The organism is Deltaproteobacteria bacterium, assembly GCA_021737785.1.
Lineage (GTDB): Bacteria > Desulfobacterota > DSM-4660 > Desulfatiglandales > Desulfatiglandaceae > AUK324.
In genome coordinates this window covers 1-20826 of record JAIPDI010000060.1, presented here as the reverse complement: position 1 = coordinate 20826, position 20826 = coordinate 1, and the positions used below count along the sequence as shown (strand labels likewise).

The following is a 20826-nucleotide window of genomic DNA, read 5'->3' as shown; positions in this document are numbered from 1 at the left end:
CGAATGAATCTTGTCTATTATACGAAAGTATACTTTTTCAGAATGGAAGACGTGGGTGAATATTTGGGCGGCATGGGTAGTGCAATGTGTCGCCGAGGGGGAAGGATAGAATAAGACTAACTGGTCAATATCCTGTTGATCAGGGTGGTTCTGTTATTGACTCCGATTTTTTCATAAATGCTCTGAAGGTGCTTTTTGATGGTCACTTCGCTGACGTACAACTTGCCGGCTATTTGTGCATTTTTCAATCCCAAGAAAAGAAGATTCACCACATCAATTTCTCTTCGACTCAGATGGAATGTATCCATGAGATACTGCGGATCGATGTTCGCAGGTGACCTTTCTTCGATGGAGACCATGAACATCTGTGAGTCTTCCAAATCCGATTCCTGGTCAAGGACTTTTGACACAAGCGAAAAACGACTTTGATTTGGGCCGTTGACAACACTATGCCTCGGGATGGTCATCCCTCCGGTGGGCCAACTTTTTTGGTTGGATCTGATCTCCTGACAGTCCTTTAATAACCGGGAGAAAACCACATCCGTGTGGTTCTCTGCAGATCCCGAACCCTTCAACTTGCCACAAATTTCCTCCGCTCTCGGGTTTTTGTATACAATTCTAAGGCTTTCATCCAGCAGGATCACCCCTGTCGATTGTTTTTCAATATACGCCAGTATATTTCCACTGAGTGTTATCCTTTTTCGAAGGTCGTTATGGGCCAGCGCATGTGCCAGGTAAGGAGAAATGGCTTTTGCCGTTCGGATTTCCTTTTCGGCAAAGCGACGGGATTTCCGAGGTCGGGTCAATACGATTCTGCCGTAGAGTTTTTTCTCAGCGACCAGATTGACAATCAGTTTGTGGTGGATCTTCTGAGGTTTCAGAAAGTCATTATAATATTCCGTGGGCCGGAATGAATCATAGCTGATGACCTTTTCCAGATAAGGCAGTCGCCCCTTTGTATCCAGGCCATGGGTCAGCTGCAGTGGGTCGAATTGGTGATAATAAGTTTTGTAATACTTGCAGTATGCTTTTTCCAGTTGTTCGAGAATGATAGAGGTGAGTTGTCCCCGTCCATCCGGGAGAAATAAAATGCCTCCTTCTGCGGAAATGGAGTGAAAGAAGGCACTCAGCGCTTTCTGTCTGACCAGTTTACCATCCATAGATTCATTGGCTGCACTGATCACTTCCAGAACATCGGTCAGGACGGGGTAAGGCAGTTTATTCATCATTATGTCACCTTGACCCTTTGGACAGAAAACCATAATAGTTGAGCAACATTATATGAAGAGCCCTTCGGTCTTCGGCTGGGCGCCGATAGTCGTGAACGACCCGCCAGCATGATGTTGTCAGGCTGCACACGTCCTACACTGGCAAACGGCGTGTCATGTTCGTCCGGTGTCGCCCCACGACAATTCCTCCTCTTGGCACAGACTATAGATAGTCAGGCCTTGAGTGTCAAGAAAAAGCCAAATATTAGAATTGTGGTGGAAATCAGGAGAATTCTGACAATTATGAATCCCGGTTGACCCGGGGTCCGGCGGGATGTATTAAGCGCTCGTAAACGGCACCTTACCGCTTCCTGAACTGAAAGGACTGCCGTCACATCTGCCTGAACAGGTGCATGTGGCGGTTGCTCACGGTCAGGGTATCGCTGCACCCTTTGAGCCTGATCACCCCCTTGCCTGTGAGGGATCGGCTGACGCGGTCGATACTCCCCACGTTGACGATGGTGCCTCGGTGAATTTGCCAGAACCTTTCGGGGTCCAACTCTCCTGCCAGTTCGCGGATCGATTTGCGGATGAGCGACTCGCCATCCTGGGTGATGACCAGCGTGTATTTGTCCTGGGCCTTGAAGTAGATCACCTCATCCACCGGGACCAGGCGAACACCGTCGCCCTCATGAATGCGGACATAGCGGAGCCGGCGGGATCCCCCCTCGTCCGAGATCCGGATCATGAGACGACGGAGCGTTTCAACGGGAACGGCCGCCCCGGTCTCCAATCCCTCCTTGAGCCGTATCACCGTCTTTTGAAGCCGCTCATTGGAAACGGGTTTGAGCAGGTAGTCCACCGCCTCCTTGTCAAAGGCCTCCACCGCGTACGCGTCATAAGCCGTCACAAAGACGACGCGGCAGGCGCCTGCGATCTTATCGGCCACCTCCATGCCTGTGAGACCCGGCATCCGGATATCCAGAAAGGCGATGTGGGGGTGATGCCGCTCAATCAGGTCCAGGGCCTGTTCGCCGTTTTGCGCCTCGCCCGAGATGATGAGTTCGGGCCAGACCTCGGAAAGCCTTGCACGCAGAAATTGCCTTAGAAGCGCTTCGTCATCCGCTATGATGGCCCGGATCTCAGTCATGGGGAATCTCCAGGATCGCCTTCAGCCCGGAAGGCTCATTTTCCTCCAGAATCAGCCGTGCCTCTCCGTCAAAAAGGGCCTTCAGCCGTTCCCTGACATTGGCAAGGCCGACGCCCGCAACGGATTCATCTGAAAGCCCTGCGCCCGTGTCCGCAACAACAACACGATAGCGGTCGGCACTCTCCTCGGCGTGGATGAGAATATCTCCGCCCTCGATACCAGGTTCGATTCCGTGTTTGACGGCATTCTCTACAAGGGGTTGAACCAGCATGGGAGGAAAGGATAGGTTCCGGAGGGTTTCCGGGACATCGATGGCGTAACGAAGCCGTTCTCCCATTCTGACCTTGTGAATTTGCAGATAGGCCCGGACAAGATCCATCTCCTGCCCCAGGGTGGTTGTCCGTTCCCGGGACCTCGAAAGTGATGATCGGAGATAGCGGGTGAGATCCACAAGCATGGTCTTCCCTCTGCCCGGATCGGTATCGAGAAGGCTCAGGATATTGGAAAGGGTGTTGAATAGAAAGTGGGGCTCGATCTGTGCCTGAAGGAGCTTGAGATGGGTTTCCAGTGTCTGTTTTTCAAGAGTCAGGCCTCGGATCTGTTCTTCCTGGAGCTGGGCCTCGGTTTGGGAGATTTTTTCCCTGGAAAAAAAGAAATAGGTGATCATGGTTCCGAAAAGGATGCCCACAAAAAGTATCTGGATGAGAAGTGCAGGCCTCCCGGGGAGGATCTCTGAGAAGGATATGCCTGCGATCCAGGCGCCGATAAACGTTCCGGCCGCGGCCCCGGCAGACATGGCGATCACGAGCAGGATGGCATGGCCTACGAGGGAAGGACGTTTGACAAGAAGATGCCCGACAAGAATGAACAAACAGATGCACAGGCCGACGCATTGGGAAAAAATAAAGTTGATGGAAAACCCGCCTCCGAAACCCAGGTGGGTGAGGAAGAGGGCGATGATGGTATTGAACAGACCCGTCAGGGCGAGGGAGTTGAGGAGCCTCTTTTTGTCGAGTCGGAATTCCATAAGCCCTTTTCTATCACCCGGACCGGAATGGATCAATCAACCAATTGCCAGTGCAGGCGTTTTTTCAGCTCCAGTCTTCCATGATCTGTTGGAAGGTCATCTCGCCGGCCCTGAGAACACCCCCGTATCCGCCGCCAGGGTTTCCCCAGGCGCTGGCCAGGTAAAGGCCTTTCACAGGTGTTCGGTTGTCGATCCGGTTCATGAAGGCATTGTCCATGGACTGCTCGAATCCGTAGATGGCCCCCTCCGTATTTCCGGTGTATCGCCAGCACGTAAGCGGGGTCCCGGCCTCTTTCACCTCGATCATGGAACCAAGCCCCGGAATCAGGTGTTCCTCGGTGCGCCGGATCAATATGTCGGTCCACCGGTCCTTTTCGGTTTGGTATGCCCCTTTGTTCCCCGCCCTGTAATCCGTTTCGAATTTTCTCCAGGGGTCATAACCGGAAAGACAGATGATCTTCAGGGTGGAGGTCCCGGGGCTGGAGTAGCCTTTGTAGAGGGTGTCGTAGAGGGTCACGCCGAAGCTGCATGTCTCCACTTCTCCCTTGACGCAGGAGAGATAATCGGCCTCAGCCCCTTGCCCCGACCCTACCCCTGTAGCGTACCATGGCACGGTCCCCCGCAGCTCGCGGTTCAGTCCCAGCCAGACAATAAAGCAGGAGATGCTGGGCCGGTAGGACAGGAGCTTCTTATGGTACTCCTCAGACACCGCATTCGAGGGGAGCATGTCTTGAAATGTGGTCAATGCACTGGCATTGCTCACCACGGCCCGTGCCGGGAGGACGTCTCCCGCAACTGTCCGGACCCCCTTGACCGCGCCCTGATCAATAAGAATCTCCTTTGCCTCGGTCTCGCAGCAAACCTTTCCTCCTGAACGTTCTATGGCCTCTGTCAGAAGATCGCTTAAGTTCTGGGACCTCTCCTTGATGTAATAAGAGCCGTTTTTCAGGTATCCGCCGGTGGCAACGGCGTAATAGAATCCTGAGAGCTTTGAAGGGGGCAGACCGTAATAGGGCCACATGGCCGAGAGGACCTCCCTTGCCCCAGGGTCCTTCACATATGCATCCAGCAGATCCGCCAGGGTCTTGTTGCGGACTGCCCACATCTTTGGATACTGGAGTGGAAAGATGGGCTTAAGGAGGGTCTTCAGGAATTTCGATTTAGGCCCATAGGCATGGGTTTCCCCGCAAATGTCGAGAACCCCCTGAATAAAGCCGCGAATGCCGCTCGCCTCTTGAGGAAAGTGCTTACCCATCTCCTCAATAAAGGCCTCGGGATCGGCCTGAGGGAACAGGATTTCTTTATCCCCGACTCCGGTCCGAAAGGCCTCGGGAAGCGCTACAAAATCGAGCTTGTCCATAATGCCGAGATTCCGGAGCATCTGTCCGGCGGCGCCCCCTTTGATGGCGGTCCCTTCCAGCGACACCTCGAAAGAGAACTTCCCCCCTGCACGGTCAAATGCAGTGGCGTATCCTCCGGGGATGTCGTGCTTTTCGATCACGGTCACGGGAATCCCCTGTTTTGCCAGATAGGCTGCGCAGCAAAGCCCTCCCAGGCCGGCGCCGATGACCACGGTGGGATAGTCCTCCTTCGGCCCCATTCCCGAGGCAAGGGCCTCCATTCTGTTCCAGTCAAGGGCCATTGCCGCCCCTGCCATGGCAGTGATGGACAAAAAGGAACGACGCGATATCTGCTGAGCCAACATGATGATCCCTCCTTTGAAACGTGTTGCGGGTTGTAACTCTCCTGTCTGCATCCGTTTTATGCAATTCTCAACAAATTTTTTAATGCTGCAACAGGATTGCGACGAAAAGGAGATTTCGGGGGACGAAGTGCGAGATCATGGGTTTTATTTGCGTTCCGCACATGCATTCCCACGCAGGGCATGGGAACGAGGGGAGCATCCAGTTCCGAGGGATATCCAGTTTCCAGTTGGGCCTATGAATCTTCTCAGGACGGTATTCAACCTTCGATCCCCAAAGCCTCCCTGACCCGGACCGCCAGGTCGTGCATGGAAAAAGGCTTCTGAATAAACCGGATGCCTTTGTCCAGCACCCCATGGTGGGCAATGACGTCGGCCGTGTAGCCGGACATGAACAGGGTCTTGGTTCCCGGCCGTTTTTCGGTGAGGCGCACGGCCAGGTCCTTCCCGCTCATCTGCGGCATTACCACATCGGTCATGAGCAGATGGATCCTGCCGGGATGCCTGCGGGCCACACCCAGGGCGTCATCGGGGCTGTTGGCTGCATGCACCGAGTAGCCCAGGCTTTCGAGCATCGCCTTGCCGATGTCCAGGATCTCCGCGTCATCTTCCACCAGAAGAACCGTCTCCCCGCTTCCCATCGGGAGTTTCTCCAGGCTATCCCGGGGTTCGCTTTCAGCCTCACCTTTGTGCCGGGGGAGATAAATCCTGAAGGTGGTCCCTTTTTCAGGCTCGCTGTAGACATTGATGAATCCGGCGTTCTGCTTCACAATGCCGTACACGGTGGAAAGCCCCAACCCCGTCCCTTTACCCACTTCCTTGGTGGTGAAAAACGGGTCGAAGATATTCTCAAGCGTTTCCCTTTTCATGCCGCAACCCGTGTCGCTTACAGCCAGCATCACGTACTCACCGATAACAAATCCCGCATGTTTGCTGCAATAGGATTCGTCCAAAACCACATTTCGTGTCTCGATGATGAGCTTCCCCGTCTTGGAAATGGCGTCCCTGGCATTGATGCAGAGGTTGGCCAGGATCTGATCCACCTGGGCAGGGTCCATTTTCATTGGCCAGAGACCCGTGCCGGGCTGCCACGACAGGTCAATATCTTCCCCGATGAGCCTCCTCAGCATCTTGAGCATCCCTTCCACGGTTTCATTCAAGTCCAGCAGCTTGGGCGCGATGGTCTGCTTTCGGGCAAAGGCCAGAAGCTGACGGGTCAGATCCGCCGAACGGTTGGCCACCTTCTGGATCTGCTCGAGATTTGAATACAGCGGATCCCCGGGGTTCATCTTCATGAGCATCATCTCGGTCCGCCCCAGGATCACCGCTAACATGTTATTGAAATCGTGGGCCACACCCCCTGCCAGCCTTCCCACCGATTCCATCTTCTGGGCCTGAACCAGCTGGTCCTGCAATTGCCGGTGCGCTTCCTCGGCCCGCTTGCGCTCAGTGATGTTTGCAAACACACAATGGGTTTGCAGGAACCGACCCATTTCATCATGGCCGACCCTGCCTCCGAAGAGTGTTGCGATGATTTCTCCATCCTTGCGCTTCATCTCGAACTCGAGACCACTGACATGACCTTGCCTCTTAAACTCGATGAAACTATTGGAGAAAAGCGTGGGGCCGTCACCGGCTAAAAAGTCACCGAACCATCGGCCGATTACCTCTTCCCGCCTGTATCCAAGCTCTTCCAGCCACGCGGTATTGACCTCGATGATATGGCCCTCTTCGTCCAGGGATTGGTAGGGGGATGCAGACTCCTCGTAAAGTCGTCGGAACCGCTGTTCGCTCTGATGCAGGGCCTCCTCGGCCCGTTTATGACGGACGATTTCCCATGTCACGTCGGCCAGATAGGAGACGTTCTCCTCATCGTTCTGCGTGTAGTCGGTCGGTTTGTTGCCTACCCCTAAGATGGCCACCAGCTCCCCTCCCCGCATCACGGGTACCACCAGCTCGCGCACCACCTGGGCATGCCCCTCGGGCAGTCCCTTTTTGTGAGGAAGGGATGCATAATCATTATGAATCACCGGTTTTCTCTGGTGAACGCAGTCCACCCAGACACCGGCCCGGTCGATGCTGTAATGTGTCCCTTTGCCTTCCGCCCGGCAGAAATCCTTCAGGGTCCGGGTCGACCACTGCTGAAGCGAAAGGGTCTTCTGATCGGGTTCCACAAAGTGATAAAAGCTGATGGGGCTGTCGACAAAGGCACCCACTTCGTCCAGGGCCCGGGTCAACAGGTCGTCCAATGTATGGTCCAGGGCATACCCGATGAGGGAAAGGCGTGTTTCAGCCAACCGCCGGTTCAGTCTCTCTTCGCTCTGGTCCCTGAAAACCAGGACCACGCCGACCACTTGGCCCGTATCGTCCCGAATGGGCGCCCCGCTGTCGGCAATGGGTATCTCCCGGCCGTCGCGGGCCAAGAGGAGGGTGTGATTGGCCAGGCCCACGACTCTGCCCTCTTTGAGGACCTGCGCCACCGGGTCCGCCACCGGATGCCGTGTCTCTTCGTTGATAATGTGAAAGACCTCGCTTAACGTCTTTCCCCGGGCCTCTTTCTGATTCCATCCGGTGAGGGTCTCGGCCACCGGGTTCATGAGTTCCACCCGGCCCGTGGCGTCAGTGGCGATCAACGCGTCGCCGATGGCCTTCAAGGTGACGGCCTCCTTTTCCATGCTCGCACGCAACAGGGCTTCGGAGCGGTACAGGTCCCGGTAGTGTGCCTTGAGATTTCGCTGCCAGAGGATCAGCCCGACAGCCGAGAGAAGGAGCAATACCCCCAGCATCAGCCCGAGGATCATCAGGGACCGAAAACGCCATTCTGCGTAGATCTCGGCTGCGTCCACCTTGGCCAGCATGAACCAGGAGGAATCCGGGATCGGCAGGATTGCTGCCACCACTTCAATCCCGCGATAGTCCGTTCCTTTCACAATCCCTTCATTGCCTTGGACGGCCATGGCCGCAGGGAGATCGGACTGACTCAACGGGATCCTGAGCTTCAAGGCCGTGCCTTTCTTGTGGCGCAGCTCATTCAGATAAAGCACCTCATCGCCGTCCCGTCGGACCAGAAGGGTTTCGGCACTCCTTCTGGGCCTCGGCCAGAATTGGATGAGGGGGTAGAGGAATTGGGTCGCATCGCAGATCAAGACCAGGCCGCCGATCGGGTTTCCGGTCCGGTGTTTGTCGCCAAAGATTGGCGTGATGACGGAGATATGGGGTGTCGAATTATTCACCCCGGTGCGCAGATCCGTGAATACAGGCATGCCGTTGCGCAACGCGGTGGACAGGGCTGAGGCATAGTCGCTGTGGTCATGAGTGTTCGCCTTCACGCACAGACGCATCATCCCCTCCGGGTCCAGCAGGAGAAGGTCGGCGTAATCGTGCTCCTTCTGAATTTGGCGCAGTACAGCAAGGAGCCGCTGGGCGGAATCGCCTTCCGGATCGGCCCGAAAGCGTGTCACGGCCTCGATCAGAGATGGATTTTGCACGAGGAGTTCGGCATCCACCCGTTGGTCTTCCCGCCAGGCGGCGATCTGGTCTGCCTTGAGCCGGGCGATGGCCGTTAGATTCATTTCCATTTCCTGTTGCTGCTGCGTTTGCTGGTCCATAAAAAACCATACCCCGCCTGAAATAAGCAACAGGATGATGGCCGCAAGTCCGCATTTCATCCAGAGGGGAAATGCCGTTTCTCTAAACCGGTCCGTCATATATTATCCCTTCTTCCTTCCAGAAGGTGGTCCCCACTCGGAGCAGAGTATTCCATCCATGGGGGCCGGATTCCCATCGAATATCGGGGCTTCTCATCGGGATCACCGCCACGCTGCGCCGTAGGTCAAGCCCGAGAAGAAATGCCTGACATTAATCCCCAGGGAATGAACCCTGTATCCGCCCTCCTGAACGACCAGGGTGCGGAGGTTCAGGCCGCCGATAAGTTTCCCGTTTTCAAAAAAATCACCCGCCGTTAGCATCCATGACCCGGTCGGGTCATGTTTTGCCGGGTCCAGTCCCAGGGGTACGACCAGGAATATGGGCTTGAATTTCCGGATGCGGCTGATGGCCCTTTTCAGGGCCTCTCGATATTGGACGCCGGTGATCACTTCGGGCAGAGGAATGTTCAGATTGTAACCTTTTCCAGGCCCTTCCCCCTTCTCATCTTCAAATCCGGAGAAGTAAGGATAGGCGACCCTCGGGTGACCGTGGATGGAGACGGTCAGGACATCCGATCGCTCATAGAAGATGTCCTGCGTGCCGTTGCCATGGTGGTAGTCCACGTCCAGTATGGCCGTCTTTCCGTAGCGGCACAGATAATTTGCCGCAATGGCGGCCGAATTGAAATAGCAGAACCCGCCGAATACATGACGTTCCGCATGGTGTCCCGGGGGGCGAACCAGGGCGTAGGTCATGCGATAGCCTTCCAGGATGGCCTGGGCCGCGGTGAGAGCGCAGTCCACCGCCCGCTTGGCCGCGTGATAGGCGTTTTGATTGAGGGGGGTAAATACGTCCATACAGAAATATCCGGCACGGACCGGCAGGTCTTTGGGCGGACGGGCCGCGTTCCGAATGGGAAATACATATGGGTAGACGGACTTGTCCGGGGCCAATTTTGTGCACACCGCCTTCAGGTATTCTACAAACCGCCTGTCATGGACTGCAGTGATATATTTTTTCGAAAAATGGCGTATGGGCAACCGTTCGAAGAGATCTGTTTTTTCAAGTTCCTTGAGAATGGATCGAATCCTCACGGGCGATTCCACGTACCCCCGTTCGGGTACGTGATGGATCTGGTGTTTATCGCTGACCACCAGCCCGAGCCGGTGAACCATGGAGCGCCGGGTCATGCTGTTCGGCCTCCCGGTGGTGTTCCGTCTTGCATATCTGGGTTCCCGAAGGCGGACCGGGTCGTCTTTTATAGAGGCGACTACCTTGTCGATATAGCCGGCCGGACATTTGGAACCGTATTTGCGCTCCAGGATCGCTCGCACAATGCGGCGGCAGTGTTCACGGGAAAGCGCTTTCGGATGTTCCAGGGCATCGTACAAAAGATAGGGCGGACAATCGTCGCCCGCTGAAAAGGGGGTTTCATACTCGGTGTGGATGATCGGGCGGGCGCCGTATTTCTCGTAGAACCTGAGGCGTGCCCGGTTTTCTTTCAGAAGTTCCGGGTCGTGGCACAGGTTCGGATCATCGGGGAGGCATTCAAAGAAGAGTCCGATGCTTTTCAAGACCCGCGCCTCTTCACGAACACCTTCGTAAAGAGCGCCCCCGATGCCGCCGCCCATCCGTTTAGGATCAGCGGCCAAAAAATCGAGATAACTGAAATGGATATCCGGCGCATGCATCATCAGGGCAAACCCCTTGACTATTCGACGTTCGCCCTCGGCAATATGGAGGATGGTACGAAAACGATACTTGAGCGGATTTTGCAGTTGCAGCGGCAGCTTGTCTATGTCCGCCTTTGAAAGGGTGTCAAACTGGGAACGGAGGATCTCCTGTACCTGCTCCACGGCAGACCGATCGTTGGGAAGAATATCATCATAAACCCTTCGAATTCGAAACATGATTTTTTCCTTTCCGGTTTCGTCCTCAATATGACGCTTCATTTTTTTTTGCACGAATGGCAGGGATTACAGGGTCCCTTTTCTGTTGCGGGCTAAACCTCTTACCCTCTCATCTTCTCATCTTCTCACCTTCTCACCCTCTTATCCTCTTACCTTCTTATCCCCTTACCTTCTGTCCGTGTCGTGAGCCGGGGATCCCGGGTCACATCTTCACGTCATGATTCGGTAGATCAGGGCAACGCCCACACTGAGAACGATCAGGGTGGAGGGAACCCCGAACCGAAGGTATTCAACAAAGCCGAGGGTGTACTGGTCCCTGGCCCGCTCGGCCACAATGATGTTGGCCACCGATCCGAGCAGGGTCAGATTTCCGGCGACCGTGGTGATATAGGCCAGAAGGACCCATCCCATCTCCGAGTTGCCCAGTTCCCCCAGGTGCGGGCCTGTGAGGAGGACCATCGGCACATTGCTTAACAGGTTGGACCCGACGGTCATAAGGAGGGTGAACAGCGACAGTCCCTCATGGCTGGAAAAAGACATATACCCTGCCGAGGCCGACCAGGATCTTTCTACGATCCCTGTCTTGGCCAGGCCCGTAATCACTATGAACAGACAGCAGAAGAAGATGAGGAGCGCCCAGTCGACCCGGGCAAAGGTCTCCTGGGGGTCTTTTCGCTCCAGGAGGACGAGCACCAGCACCCCGGCCAGCGCCGTGTATCCCAGGTGAAAGCCGGCAAAAAATCCGATGATCACCCCTCCCATGACGGGCAAAACCCATTTGAGTCGCTGCGGATCTCTGGAAACCGAAGGGCCGAGCGGTTGCAGCATCATCTCCCTCGGAAGACGTCCCCGATAAAAGAACCAGAGGAGTGCCCCGTTTAAGAGCAGCCCGATCAGGGCCGGGGGGCCGGCGAACATGAGAAACCGGGGAAACGGTATGTGACTGAGGCTCGCGATAATCATGTTCTGGGGATTTCCCACCAGGGTGGCTGCGCTTCCGATATTGGCCGAGGTGGCCAGGGCTATCAAAAAGGGACCCAGGGGCAATCCGGCCCGGGTGCATAGAGACACCACGACCGGGGTCAGGAAGATACAGACCGTATCGTTTACCAGAAATGTGGAAAGGGTCCCCGAAAGGAGACATACGGCCCACAGGAGGGTCACGGGCCGCCTGCATGCGGAGAGGATGATCTGCGCCAGCCATTGAAAGAACCCCGCGTCTTCGAGGTAGACGGTAAGGGCCATGGTGCTGAACAGCAGGAGGATGGTGTTGCCGTCAATGGCCCGGTAGCTCTCCTCCGGGGTCAGGGTTCCGACGGCCACCATGAGGAAGGCGCCGAGAAGGGCGCCCGCGGGTCTGCCGATGGGGAGGAGGGACAGCCGGCGGGACGCGATAAGCACATAAGAGAAAATGAAGATGAGGTAGGTTAGGGTGTTCATAATTGAAAGGCGTCAACCCCGATCGACTCTGATCCGAGACCTGTCCGGGAACCACGAAACAGCCACCCTTTTACTGGGTTATACCCCATTATATGCAAAACCCTCCAGGGTTTCCATGGGAAACTGGGCGTGACAGTGGAATATCTTTCGGGCTTCGCATGCCTTCTATATGAACCAGCGCTTGCAGGCCTCCGCGTATCCGAATCTACCCTCCGGAACCCAGTTGAAGAAACCGCTGCGTTTCCGACTCATTTTCCCGAGGCGATTTTTCCGCCCGGCGTAAGGCAGAAGGCCCTGAGGCAGTTTTGCCCTCCCTCTTGAGAAAGCCGGCCCTCCCTTTCACGAGGCCCATCAGATCGGTCACAAGGTCTTCCAGTTCTTCGGCCTGGTGATTCATCTCCTCTGAGGCCGAGGCCGACTCCTCTGCGCTGACGGTGTTCTGCTGGGTGCCTTCCGAAGACCCGGTTGTATTTTTTTAAGCAAGAAGCAGGCCTTTTCTTGAAAACGGCTGAACCCTGACCGGATGGTGTCGTACCCGCCCTTCGCTCAATAGGCGCCATTTGATTCCAATCCGTTGGTATCTGAAATTTCTCCATATTTTGATGCGAAATCGTACGCCCGGGGAATGCACAGTTCCAAAATTCGGTGAGGTTGACATGGCTTTTCAGGGCTGTCTCCTTGACGAACTCTGATCCGAATTGACACTCAAGACGGAGTCTGTCAATATTTTGGCTGTTCTCATCTGACGTCTGTGGAGACCATGAACGAAAATCGCGTCCGTTGCAAAAGCATGGATACCGAAAAACCCATCCGGAATACGGCAGGTGGGCAGGAGGGCCGATCCGGAGCTGTAATTTCTCCCTTTTCTCATCCCTTCAGATATGCTTTAATATCTCATGCAGCCTTTGGTTGGGTGAATTCAAAATGCCTGCCCGGCATGTCCACATATATGATGCAATTCCATAGTGATACGGCATCTGAGGAGCTCCGGAAGCAGAGAAGATGGGGCTTGGTGAATAGGCGGGAGGAATGCCGGCCAAGATGGATCCCCGCTGATGGCGGGAAAAGAGACCCTAACGCGCGCGGCCGAAAAATGGTTGGATTTTGCGCAATGCCTTTTTGATTGTACCTATGCCGCTACAGGAGAAATGAGATATGATGAGAAGGATATTGATCTTGCTGGCCGTTTTATCGCTCAATTTGGGATGTTTCAGTGGTGACCTCCATTTGAAGATCCGTTTTGATCAGATCAACGGGTTGAAGACGGGAGAGCGGATCCTTTTTGAGGAGAACGCGATCGGCGAAGTGACGGATGTTTTTTATGAGAAGGAAGGGACCTATCTTGTGGGTGTGGAGATCCATAGTGATTTCAAGAACGCGGTTACCGGAAATTCACAATTCTTCATTATCAAAGACCCCTTCACCCCCGACAGCAAGGCTATTGAAATGGTCACGGTCAAAGGGGAGGGCTCCGCTCTTGAAGACGGGGCAGTCGTCCAAGGCTCAACAAGCCTTTCAGTACTCCTGGACAGGATGGGGGGGGATATTGAAAAAACCATTAACGATTTGAAGAAACGATTCAAGAATTTTTCAGATGACCTGAAGGAAATCCCTGAAAACGAGGATGTGAAGAGGCTTCAGAAGGACCTGGATCAATTGCTGGATAAGATGAAACGATCGGGGACCGAATTCCGGGATAAGGTGCAGAAAGATCTGGCGCCCAGGCTCCAGGAGGAAATCGATAAGCTCAAGGAAAGGCTCAGGGGGCTGGGGAGGGAAGAGGAGGTAGAGCCTCTGCAAACCAGGATGGACGAAATTCGGAAAATTTAAATAGAGGCAATGTATTGCAGGCGGATCTCTCCATATCCCGGGGTCATTTGCAGGGGAGTTGTGGCTGAAACAGCCGAACCATGGCTCCTGTTTGGAATTGAATAGGGGAAGGCCCTCAAAATTTCAGCCCACTTTAAACTTGAAATAATTTGTAGCACAGAAAGGTCCGGCCATATGAGCAAGTATATGCAGATCGACATCCGCCTCATCCCCTTTTACGAGAGGCGTTTCAAAGAGGAGTTTCCCAGGATCGCAAAACTGCTGGAGGAAAGGTCCTATAGGGAACTGGTGGAAAAAGGGGTTTCCCTTTATGAGCTGGCGGATACCCTGGAAACCATCGCTCTAAGCCCCCACACGCCCGCTGACCTCAAGGAGGCGATCTCCCCATACGTATCAAGAATTATGGAGGTGAAAGAGGTTGCGCGGGAACATCTTCTGGCCAGACGTCTTAATGAACTGGACCAGGCCCTTTACCGGATGGAAGACGTGTTCGAGGACCTGGAACGAGCGCTGTGACGCGGGTCCGATATTCTCACGTCTAGGATGCAGGGGGTGGCTGGGTCCTTCTTTTCCTTCTGATGGAGAGGAGGGTAAGGATCATGGCCCCCGACCCGAGGAATACCGAGACGAGGAGCGCGTCATGGAAGGCAGGGGGGATGGATTGCCGCAGGGCCTCTGCCTGTGCTGCCCCCTCCTGGCTGATCCTGGTCATATGGATCACGCGTCTTTCAGAAAAAATCGCCCCGGCAAGGGCCATCCCCAGAGAGATTCCCACCTGCCTCTGGGTGGCGATCAGGGCCGAGGCAGACCCGAGCCGTTCCCTGGTGACCGCCCCCATAATGGCGCTGTTGTTGGGGGGTTGAAAGCTCCCGACTCCGATCCCCAGCAAAATCAGAACCGGGATAAGGGTCGAAACCCCTGTCTGCAGTTCAAATCCCAACATCAGGAAAAAGGCGGTGGCTGTTGCAGCAGCTCCGAATGTCGAAAGCCACACCTTTCCGATGCGGTCTGACAGAGCGCCGCTGAGGGGGCTGCTGACGATGGTGACCATGGAGACAACAGTCAACAGGAGCCCTGTTTCCATGGCGGTGAAACCGACCCCTTCCATCAGGTAAAAGGGCATGAGCATAACATATGCGGGTGCCGCCACAAAGAAGAGAAAAAGGCTTGCAGCGGCAAACAGAAAGACGCGGTTCTTAAATAAAGACAGGTCTACAATCGGGTCGGTTGCGCGACGTTCAATCCAGATGAAGAGCATCAGGATGAGGAGAGCGGCGCCCATGAACAAGAGGACCCTGGGCGCGGCCGGCCCGTATTCCTTGACCTGGCTGATTCCGAAGATAAGGCAGAAGAGACCGGCGGAGGAGGAAACGGTGCCGGCCAGATCCAATTTGGCCTTGCCGAGACGGATGCTGTCTTTCTTCAGCAGCATCACCGCCATGATGACGACAGCCGCTCCTGCTGGAACCCGAACATAGAAAATAGATCGCCAGTCCAGCCAGTTCAAAAGAACCCCTCCGAGAATCGGTCCCAGAATAAAGCCGATGGAAACGGACATGCTCAAGAGACCGAGCCCCTTGCCGATTTCCGTCACCGGAAAGGCTTCGGTGACAATGGCCGTGCCGCAGGATATGCACATGGCTGCGCCGACTGCCTGAAGCGCCCTGAAGAGGATCAGGTGCTCGATGCTCTGGGCCGCGGAACAGGCCCCCAGACCGATGGTGAAAATAATCATGCCGGCCGCATAGATCCGCTTGCGTCCGATCAGATCGCTGATTTTCCCCACGATGAGCATGAGGCTGCTGCTGACAAGGATATATGCCACGGTAACCCACATGACCACGGCGAGGTCTTTTTCAAATACCCGGGCGAGCACCGGGAAGGCGATGGTGGTGATACTGGCATCCATGGTGGCCATCATGGTCCCCATGGCAACGGTGATCAATGCCCGCCATTTGTAGGGTGTGGTATCCATATGAATCCTGAATAGGGCGATCGGCAAACCCAGACCTTGCCTGCGGCCCTGTTTTCACTTATAGTCATACCCTTTTATGACGCATTTTGTTCGTTTTGTGAAGGGGCAGGCATCAAGGGGAGGGTCTGGATAGAAGAAAAAATGCCTGAAATCACCTAAATTAAAAAAACCAGCGAAAATTTGTCAGGCATCCGGACATCAGCGCGTTCCCTGGAATGCATCTCGCGCCGACCGGATGAACAGGGAACCGGAAGACGGAAACGAGGGTCTCAACCAGAATCCAGAATCCAGAATCCAGTATCGAGTATCCAGAATCCAGAATCCAGTATCGAGTATCCAGTATCCAGCATCCAGTAAAGGAATCAGACTATGGCACATCATTATCACGCCGGTGAAACGGTTGACATCGGTCTGAAAGAGGCCCTGTCCATCACCCTCGGCACCGTGAAGCAGGTGCCGCCGGTGACCCTGCCGGTGGAGGAGGTCTGCGGCCGGGTTGCGGCAGAGGATCTCTTCGCCGTTGTTGACTCCCCTTCCGCCACCGCATCCCTGAGGGATGGGTATGCCGTTATCTCAAAGGATATTGAAGGGGCGACAAAATCCCATCCGGTGAGGCTCGAGATGGCCGGGACCTCGACCGCAGGAGACGTGACCGATCGGGTGATCCAGCCCGGGGCCGCCCTAAAGGTCCTGACCGGCGCCCGGCTCCCGGGGGGGGCCGATGCGGTTATCGCGGTGGAGTATGCCCGTGAGGAGGGCGACCATGTCGTTTGTTTCAGAGACGCACCGGCCGGACGCAACGTGCTTTTTCAAGGGGCGGATGTGGCAATTGGCAAGCGCCTGGCGGGCAAAGGAGAGGTCCTGACTCCGGGATTGACAGGCCTTCTGGCCGCCGGCGGTATCTCCCACGCCCGTGTTATTCAGATGCCCCGGGTGGGCCTCGTTGCCACCGGGGATGAAGTGGTTGCCCCGGGCCGTGTTCTCGAGCCGGGCCAGCTTTACGCCAGCAATCTGGTGACGCTTCATTCCTGGTTGCGGCAGTTCAGGGCGGAGGCAAAGACGGATGTGGCAAGGGACGATCCGGACATGATCCGTGAGGCCTTTTCCGCCATGCTCCAATGGGCCGATGTCCTTCTGACCAGCGGCGGGGCATGGAAGAGCGAACGGGATCTGACGGTCCGGGTGCTGGAGGAGATGGGGTGCAGGGTGATGTTCCACCGGATCCGTATGGGGCCGGGCAAGGCGGTGGCCTTCGGCATGATCCGGGAAAAGGCGGTGTTCTGCCTCCCCGGCGGGCCCCCTTCCAATGAGATGGCATTTCTTCAGATCGCGCTCCCCGGGATCCTTCAAATGGGGGGAAGGCCCCCTTCGCCATTTCAGATCAAACAGATGCGTATCGCTGAAACCGTTGGAGGGACCGTTGACTGGACCCAATTCTTGCATGCTGTCCTTGAAAGACGGGGGAATGAGTGGTGGGCCGTGCCGCAACGGCTGAGAAGCCGGCTTCAGTCTCAGGCCCGGGCCGAGGCCCTGATCCGGGTGCCGGAAGGTGTGGGGGAGTTGAAGGCCGGAGAGATGGCCGAGGTCCAGATGCTGACGTTTCCGTGACATTGATCCGCTGACCGTTTGACGCGAGATAATCGTAAGACATGAATAAGACCACACAGAACCCGATGTTTCGTTTCCTGATGGTCCTGACCATCAGCTCAACCATAGGACTGCAGGCCTGGATAACCCTGTTCAACAATTTTGCCGTAGAGCAGGTGGGCCTTACAGGGAGTCAGGTCGGGGCCATACAGTCTGTCCGGGAGATCCCCGGGTTCCTCACTCTTCTCGCCGTCTTTGTCATGCTGGTCATCAAAGAGCACCGCCTCTCCGCCCTGTCGATCCTTTTCCTCGGGGTCGGCCTGGGGTTGACAGGCCTGTTCCCTTCCTATGCAGGGCTCATGGCGACCACCCTCATCATGAGCTTCGGGTTCCATTATTACGAGACCACCAACCAGTCGCTGACGCTCCAGTATTTTGATACCGGGACATCGCCCTGGGTCTTCGGAAAACTGAGGAGCATCGCGGCCGCATCCAACATCGGGATCGGCATCTTTATCTACCTGGTGGCCGCTGTATTCGATTTTAGGCAGACCTATATGATCATCGGCGGGATCATCACCGCGGCCGCCCTCTGGGCTTTCAGCCGGAATCCCACGGACCAGAACATTCCTCCGCAACATAAAAAGATGATATTTCGAAGGCGATACTGGCTCTTCTATTTTCTGACCTTCATGGCCGGGGCCAGACGACAGATCTTCATGGCCTTTGCGGTATTCCTGCTGGTCAAGAAGTTCCACTACACGGTCCGGGAGGTGACCATCCTCTTTGTGATCAATAATTTTATCAATTATTTTCTGAGTCCTCTGATTGGAAAGAGCATTATCCGATTCGGTGAGAGAAAGGTCCTGTCGCTGGAATATGCGGCCCTGATCTTCATTTTTGTGGCCTATGCCGTGGTGGACTCGAGGTGGACCGTGGCGGCCCTCTACATCCTGGACCACATCTTTTTCAATTTCGCCATTGCCATCCGGACGTATTTCCAGAAGGTGGCGGACCCGAAAGATATCGCCCCGAGTATGGCGGTGGGGTTTACCATCAACCACATCGCCGCCGTATTTCTTCCTGCGGTGGGCGGTATGCTGTGGATGGTGGACTACCGGATTCCCTTTGTGGCCGGCGCTTTTTTCAGCCTCATCTCTTTACTGGCGGTACAGAAGATCTAATATTCAATCCCTCTTCGAGCCCTTGCGCCCTCGTAGTAGGGGTGTTTGATCTGTTTGTACTCGGTGGCATAGTCCGCCAGTTCAATCAGAGACCGAGGCGCACTGGCGCCGGTCATGACCAGCTCTATCTTTCCTTTGCAGCGGTGAATCAGATCTTCCACCTGCTCCTGTTTCAGGAGATGGAAGATGAGGGTGTTGAGGATTTCGTCGCAGATGAGCACCTGGGTCCCGTCATCAATAGCCTCCTGCGCGTATCGGAGCGCCTCTTCGGCATGCTGGTAATGAATGGGTTCCGGGCCTTTGGAGAGGATGAAAGGGTGCCTTCCCGGGCACTGGTAGCGGATATTGGGGATATTGGCGAAGATTAATATCTCCGAGGAATCCCCCGATTTCATAAACTGGATGAAGTTGACCCTAAGGCCCACGCCGGCGGCCCGTATGGCCAGCCCCACGGCCCGGGTCGTCTTGCCCACACCCTGTCCATAGTAGATATGGATCAGACCCAGACCGATTCCCTTGATTAAACCGGATCGCTCCCCTGTATAGTAGATGGCGCTCACCTCGCTCAATTCGTTTGCGAGAAGTTTTTATCTGATAATGCTTTTTTATGTCAACTGTTTTCAGTGGACTGGATGCAGGCCGCTGTGCCCTGGTACCGGACCCTCTGTGCCTCCGGTAACCCTCCCTGCGCCGGCCCGTTCAATTCGAAGATCATTGAACCTGGGTCGGTGCGCGAGATCGCACTTGGCCGGGAGCCATTCTTTTTGAAAGAAATCAAGAAATTTGTCGCTCCTATGACCGTATATGACAATGGCATATGTTCTCAGAGGTCAGACATCGGACGACAGAAGACAGATGACAGGAGGTGAGGCGGTGAGTAGGCCAGAGGGCCGCTCGCCCCGGAGGGGGCAGGAGTTTACGAGATGGAGAGCGGGGTTTTGTATTTTGAGATCTCGCACGTCTTGAGAACGTCCTGGGTGAGGGCTTGAAGCGTTGCTTCTTCCCGCCACTGGAATCCCAGTATCTCCATCCTCCTGAGGAGCCGGCCCTGCAAATGACGGGCATCCGCCAGCATGCCAGAGACCCTTGCTTCGTCCCAAAAAAAATCCGGCCACTCGTCGCGTTGATGAATATACATACAATCTCCTTGAATCATGCGGACTTCAATCGGCGTTTTTTACTTGATAATCCTTCCTTTTTATTTTTTAATGGCGCAGCCTTGTCTTTGTCTGGTAACGCTATACCAAAATATGCTGAAACAGCATGAAATACCTGTTTTTGTTGTTGTTCAGTTTGGTGCTTTTCTTTCAATTTTATCAATAAACTGAGAAATATTTTCCTTGTTTAATTGATTCAATCCATATTTACTGCAAAAATCCAAATAATACCGTAACCACTTCCTGTAGTGGAAGCGGGACGTTTCCGGCACTCTTTTCTTTAACCAGCTGTGCGTCGTGGAAGACGCGAATTTCAGCAGGGATCTCTTTCATTGGAGTTATCCAATTTACTAATAACACTCTATTTTTGGAATTATACAGTTAAAGAAGAAATAAGGCAGCCAGTTTCTTTGGTCAACCGTTTTTTCGTCACAAGAGTTATGCAGAAACTATACAATCACTGGTTATGTTTTGAGGATCAAAAGATGAGATGCTGGATTTGCGGAAATGAAGCAACAACAGGTGAACATAAGACCAAGGCATCAGATCTTCGTGCTCTTTATAATGGTGTTTCTCAACAAAATCCGCTTTACCTGCATACAGATCAAAAAAGGAATCAGAAGGTAGGAAGTATTAAGTCGGACAAATTTAAGTTTGATTCATTAGTATGTCCAAATTGTAATAATGCCAGGACAGCACCTCATGATAAGGCATGGACGCAGCTTTCAAATTTCCTTAGAAAAAGAAAGCCAACTATTAAAAAGGGAGATTCCATATCTTTAGAAAAAGTTTTTCCAGACAATTTTTTAGGATCAATGCTTGATGTGCATCTATTTTTTGGCTCCTCATACGAATTTGTGGGTTAACTGGGGTTCAGGTAGCTTTCCCATGCCATGATAAAGTGCGAGTTTGAAGGTCTCTGCAGTTCGATAACCATACGCCCGATGACTGATGGCCTTGGCTTTGTTGTTGAGTCCTTCCACAGCTCCATTATCAATAGGTACTTTG

18 protein-coding genes are annotated in these 20826 nt (G+C 54.5%); 5 read left to right on the top strand and 13 right to left on the bottom strand.

All coding sequences use genetic code 11. The features are described 5' to 3' along the window. Window positions 1-116 precede the first annotated feature (116 nt). From K9N21_21170 to K9N21_21135, 8 genes are all read right to left on the bottom strand, one after another. The gene (locus K9N21_21170) at window positions 117-1229 is read right to left on the bottom strand and encodes a helix-turn-helix transcriptional regulator (protein MCF8146426.1); all 1113 of its coding nucleotides are present in this window, start codon (window positions 1227-1229) and stop codon (window positions 117-119) included. Window positions 1230-1599: 370 nt separating this feature from the next. Further along, window positions 1600-2358 (bottom strand): LytTR family DNA-binding domain-containing protein, encoded by a 759-nt coding sequence (locus K9N21_21165; GenBank protein ID MCF8146425.1) that lies wholly within the window; start codon window positions 2356-2358, stop codon window positions 1600-1602. Next, a complete protein-coding gene (locus tag K9N21_21160) occupies window positions 2351-3385 on the bottom strand; it encodes a histidine kinase (GenBank protein MCF8146424.1) in 1035 nt (344 codons plus the stop codon). Before K9N21_21160 ends, K9N21_21165 begins: the two co-directional genes overlap by 8 nt. 64 nt (window positions 3386-3449) lie before the next feature. Further along, window positions 3450-5090, bottom strand: coding sequence for an NAD(P)/FAD-dependent oxidoreductase (locus K9N21_21155; protein MCF8146423.1), 1641 nt, complete (start codon window positions 5088-5090; stop codon window positions 3450-3452). 257 nt (window positions 5091-5347) lie between these two features. Then, entirely contained in the window at window positions 5348-8794 is a 3447-nt protein-coding gene (locus K9N21_21150) for a PAS domain S-box protein (protein ID MCF8146422.1), read from the bottom strand. 102 nt (window positions 8795-8896) lie between these two features. Next, the gene (locus K9N21_21145; protein MCF8146421.1) at window positions 8897-10645 is read right to left on the bottom strand and encodes a histone deacetylase family protein; all 1749 of its coding nucleotides are present in this window, start codon (window positions 10643-10645) and stop codon (window positions 8897-8899) included. 210 nt (window positions 10646-10855) lie between these two features. Then, on the bottom strand, window positions 10856-12085 hold the full coding sequence (locus K9N21_21140) for an anion transporter (protein MCF8146420.1): 1230 nt from the start codon (window positions 12083-12085) through the stop codon (window positions 10856-10858). 205 nt (window positions 12086-12290) lie between these two features. After that, window positions 12291-12482: a hypothetical protein gene (locus tag K9N21_21135; GenBank protein MCF8146419.1), complete on the bottom strand. Its 192-nt coding sequence runs from the start codon at window positions 12480-12482 to the stop codon at window positions 12291-12293. Between the two features lie 758 nt (window positions 12483-13240). Between K9N21_21135 and K9N21_21130 the strand changes: the two genes are divergently transcribed. Together K9N21_21130 and K9N21_21125 are read left to right on the top strand one after the other, a co-directional pair. Continuing rightward, window positions 13241-13915, top strand: a complete 675-nt coding sequence (locus K9N21_21130; protein MCF8146418.1) for a hypothetical protein — start codon at window positions 13241-13243, stop codon at window positions 13913-13915. Between the two features lie 174 nt (window positions 13916-14089). Continuing rightward, window positions 14090-14431, top strand: coding sequence for a hypothetical protein (locus tag K9N21_21125; protein ID MCF8146417.1), 342 nt, complete (start codon window positions 14090-14092; stop codon window positions 14429-14431). Between the two features lie 22 nt (window positions 14432-14453). Here K9N21_21125 and K9N21_21120 read toward each other — a convergent pair whose 3' ends face one another. Further along, window positions 14454-15890, bottom strand: coding sequence for a DHA2 family efflux MFS transporter permease subunit (locus K9N21_21120; protein ID MCF8146416.1), 1437 nt, complete (start codon window positions 15888-15890; stop codon window positions 14454-14456). A 369-nt stretch (window positions 15891-16259) separates the two neighbouring features. Here K9N21_21120 and K9N21_21115 point away from each other — a divergent pair, with 369 nt between their 5' ends. Together K9N21_21115 and K9N21_21110 are read left to right on the top strand one after the other, a co-directional pair. Beyond that, window positions 16260-17498 (top strand): molybdopterin molybdotransferase MoeA, encoded by a 1239-nt coding sequence (locus K9N21_21115; GenBank protein MCF8146415.1) that lies wholly within the window; start codon window positions 16260-16262, stop codon window positions 17496-17498. 41 nt (window positions 17499-17539) lie between these two features. Next, complete coding sequence (locus tag K9N21_21110; protein MCF8146414.1) at window positions 17540-18661, top strand: MFS transporter; 1122 nt, start codon at window positions 17540-17542, stop codon at window positions 18659-18661. On the opposite strand, the gene K9N21_21105 is transcribed toward K9N21_21110, so the two are convergent. From K9N21_21105 to K9N21_21095, 3 genes are all read right to left on the bottom strand, one after another. Next, on the bottom strand, window positions 18658-19230 hold the full coding sequence (locus tag K9N21_21105) for a cob(I)yrinic acid a,c-diamide adenosyltransferase (protein MCF8146413.1): 573 nt from the start codon (window positions 19228-19230) through the stop codon (window positions 18658-18660). The two genes, K9N21_21110 and K9N21_21105, sit on opposite strands and share 4 nt — an antisense overlap. A gap of 347 nt (window positions 19231-19577) precedes the next feature. Continuing rightward, window positions 19578-19799, bottom strand: coding sequence for a DUF4172 domain-containing protein (locus K9N21_21100; GenBank protein ID MCF8146412.1), 222 nt, complete (start codon window positions 19797-19799; stop codon window positions 19578-19580). A gap of 14 nt (window positions 19800-19813) precedes the next feature. After that, window positions 19814-19972, bottom strand: coding sequence for a hypothetical protein (locus K9N21_21095; GenBank protein MCF8146411.1), 159 nt, complete (start codon window positions 19970-19972; stop codon window positions 19814-19816). Window positions 19973-20303: 331 nt separating this feature from the next. Between K9N21_21095 and K9N21_21090 the strand changes: the two genes are divergently transcribed. After that, window positions 20304-20684: a hypothetical protein gene (locus K9N21_21090; GenBank protein MCF8146410.1), complete on the top strand. Its 381-nt coding sequence runs from the start codon at window positions 20304-20306 to the stop codon at window positions 20682-20684. Here the strand turns inward: K9N21_21090 and K9N21_21085 are convergent. Next, window positions 20664-20826 (bottom strand): transposase (locus tag K9N21_21085; GenBank protein MCF8146409.1); only part of this gene is annotated, 163 nt, incomplete at its 5' end. The genes K9N21_21090 and K9N21_21085 overlap by 21 nt on opposite strands.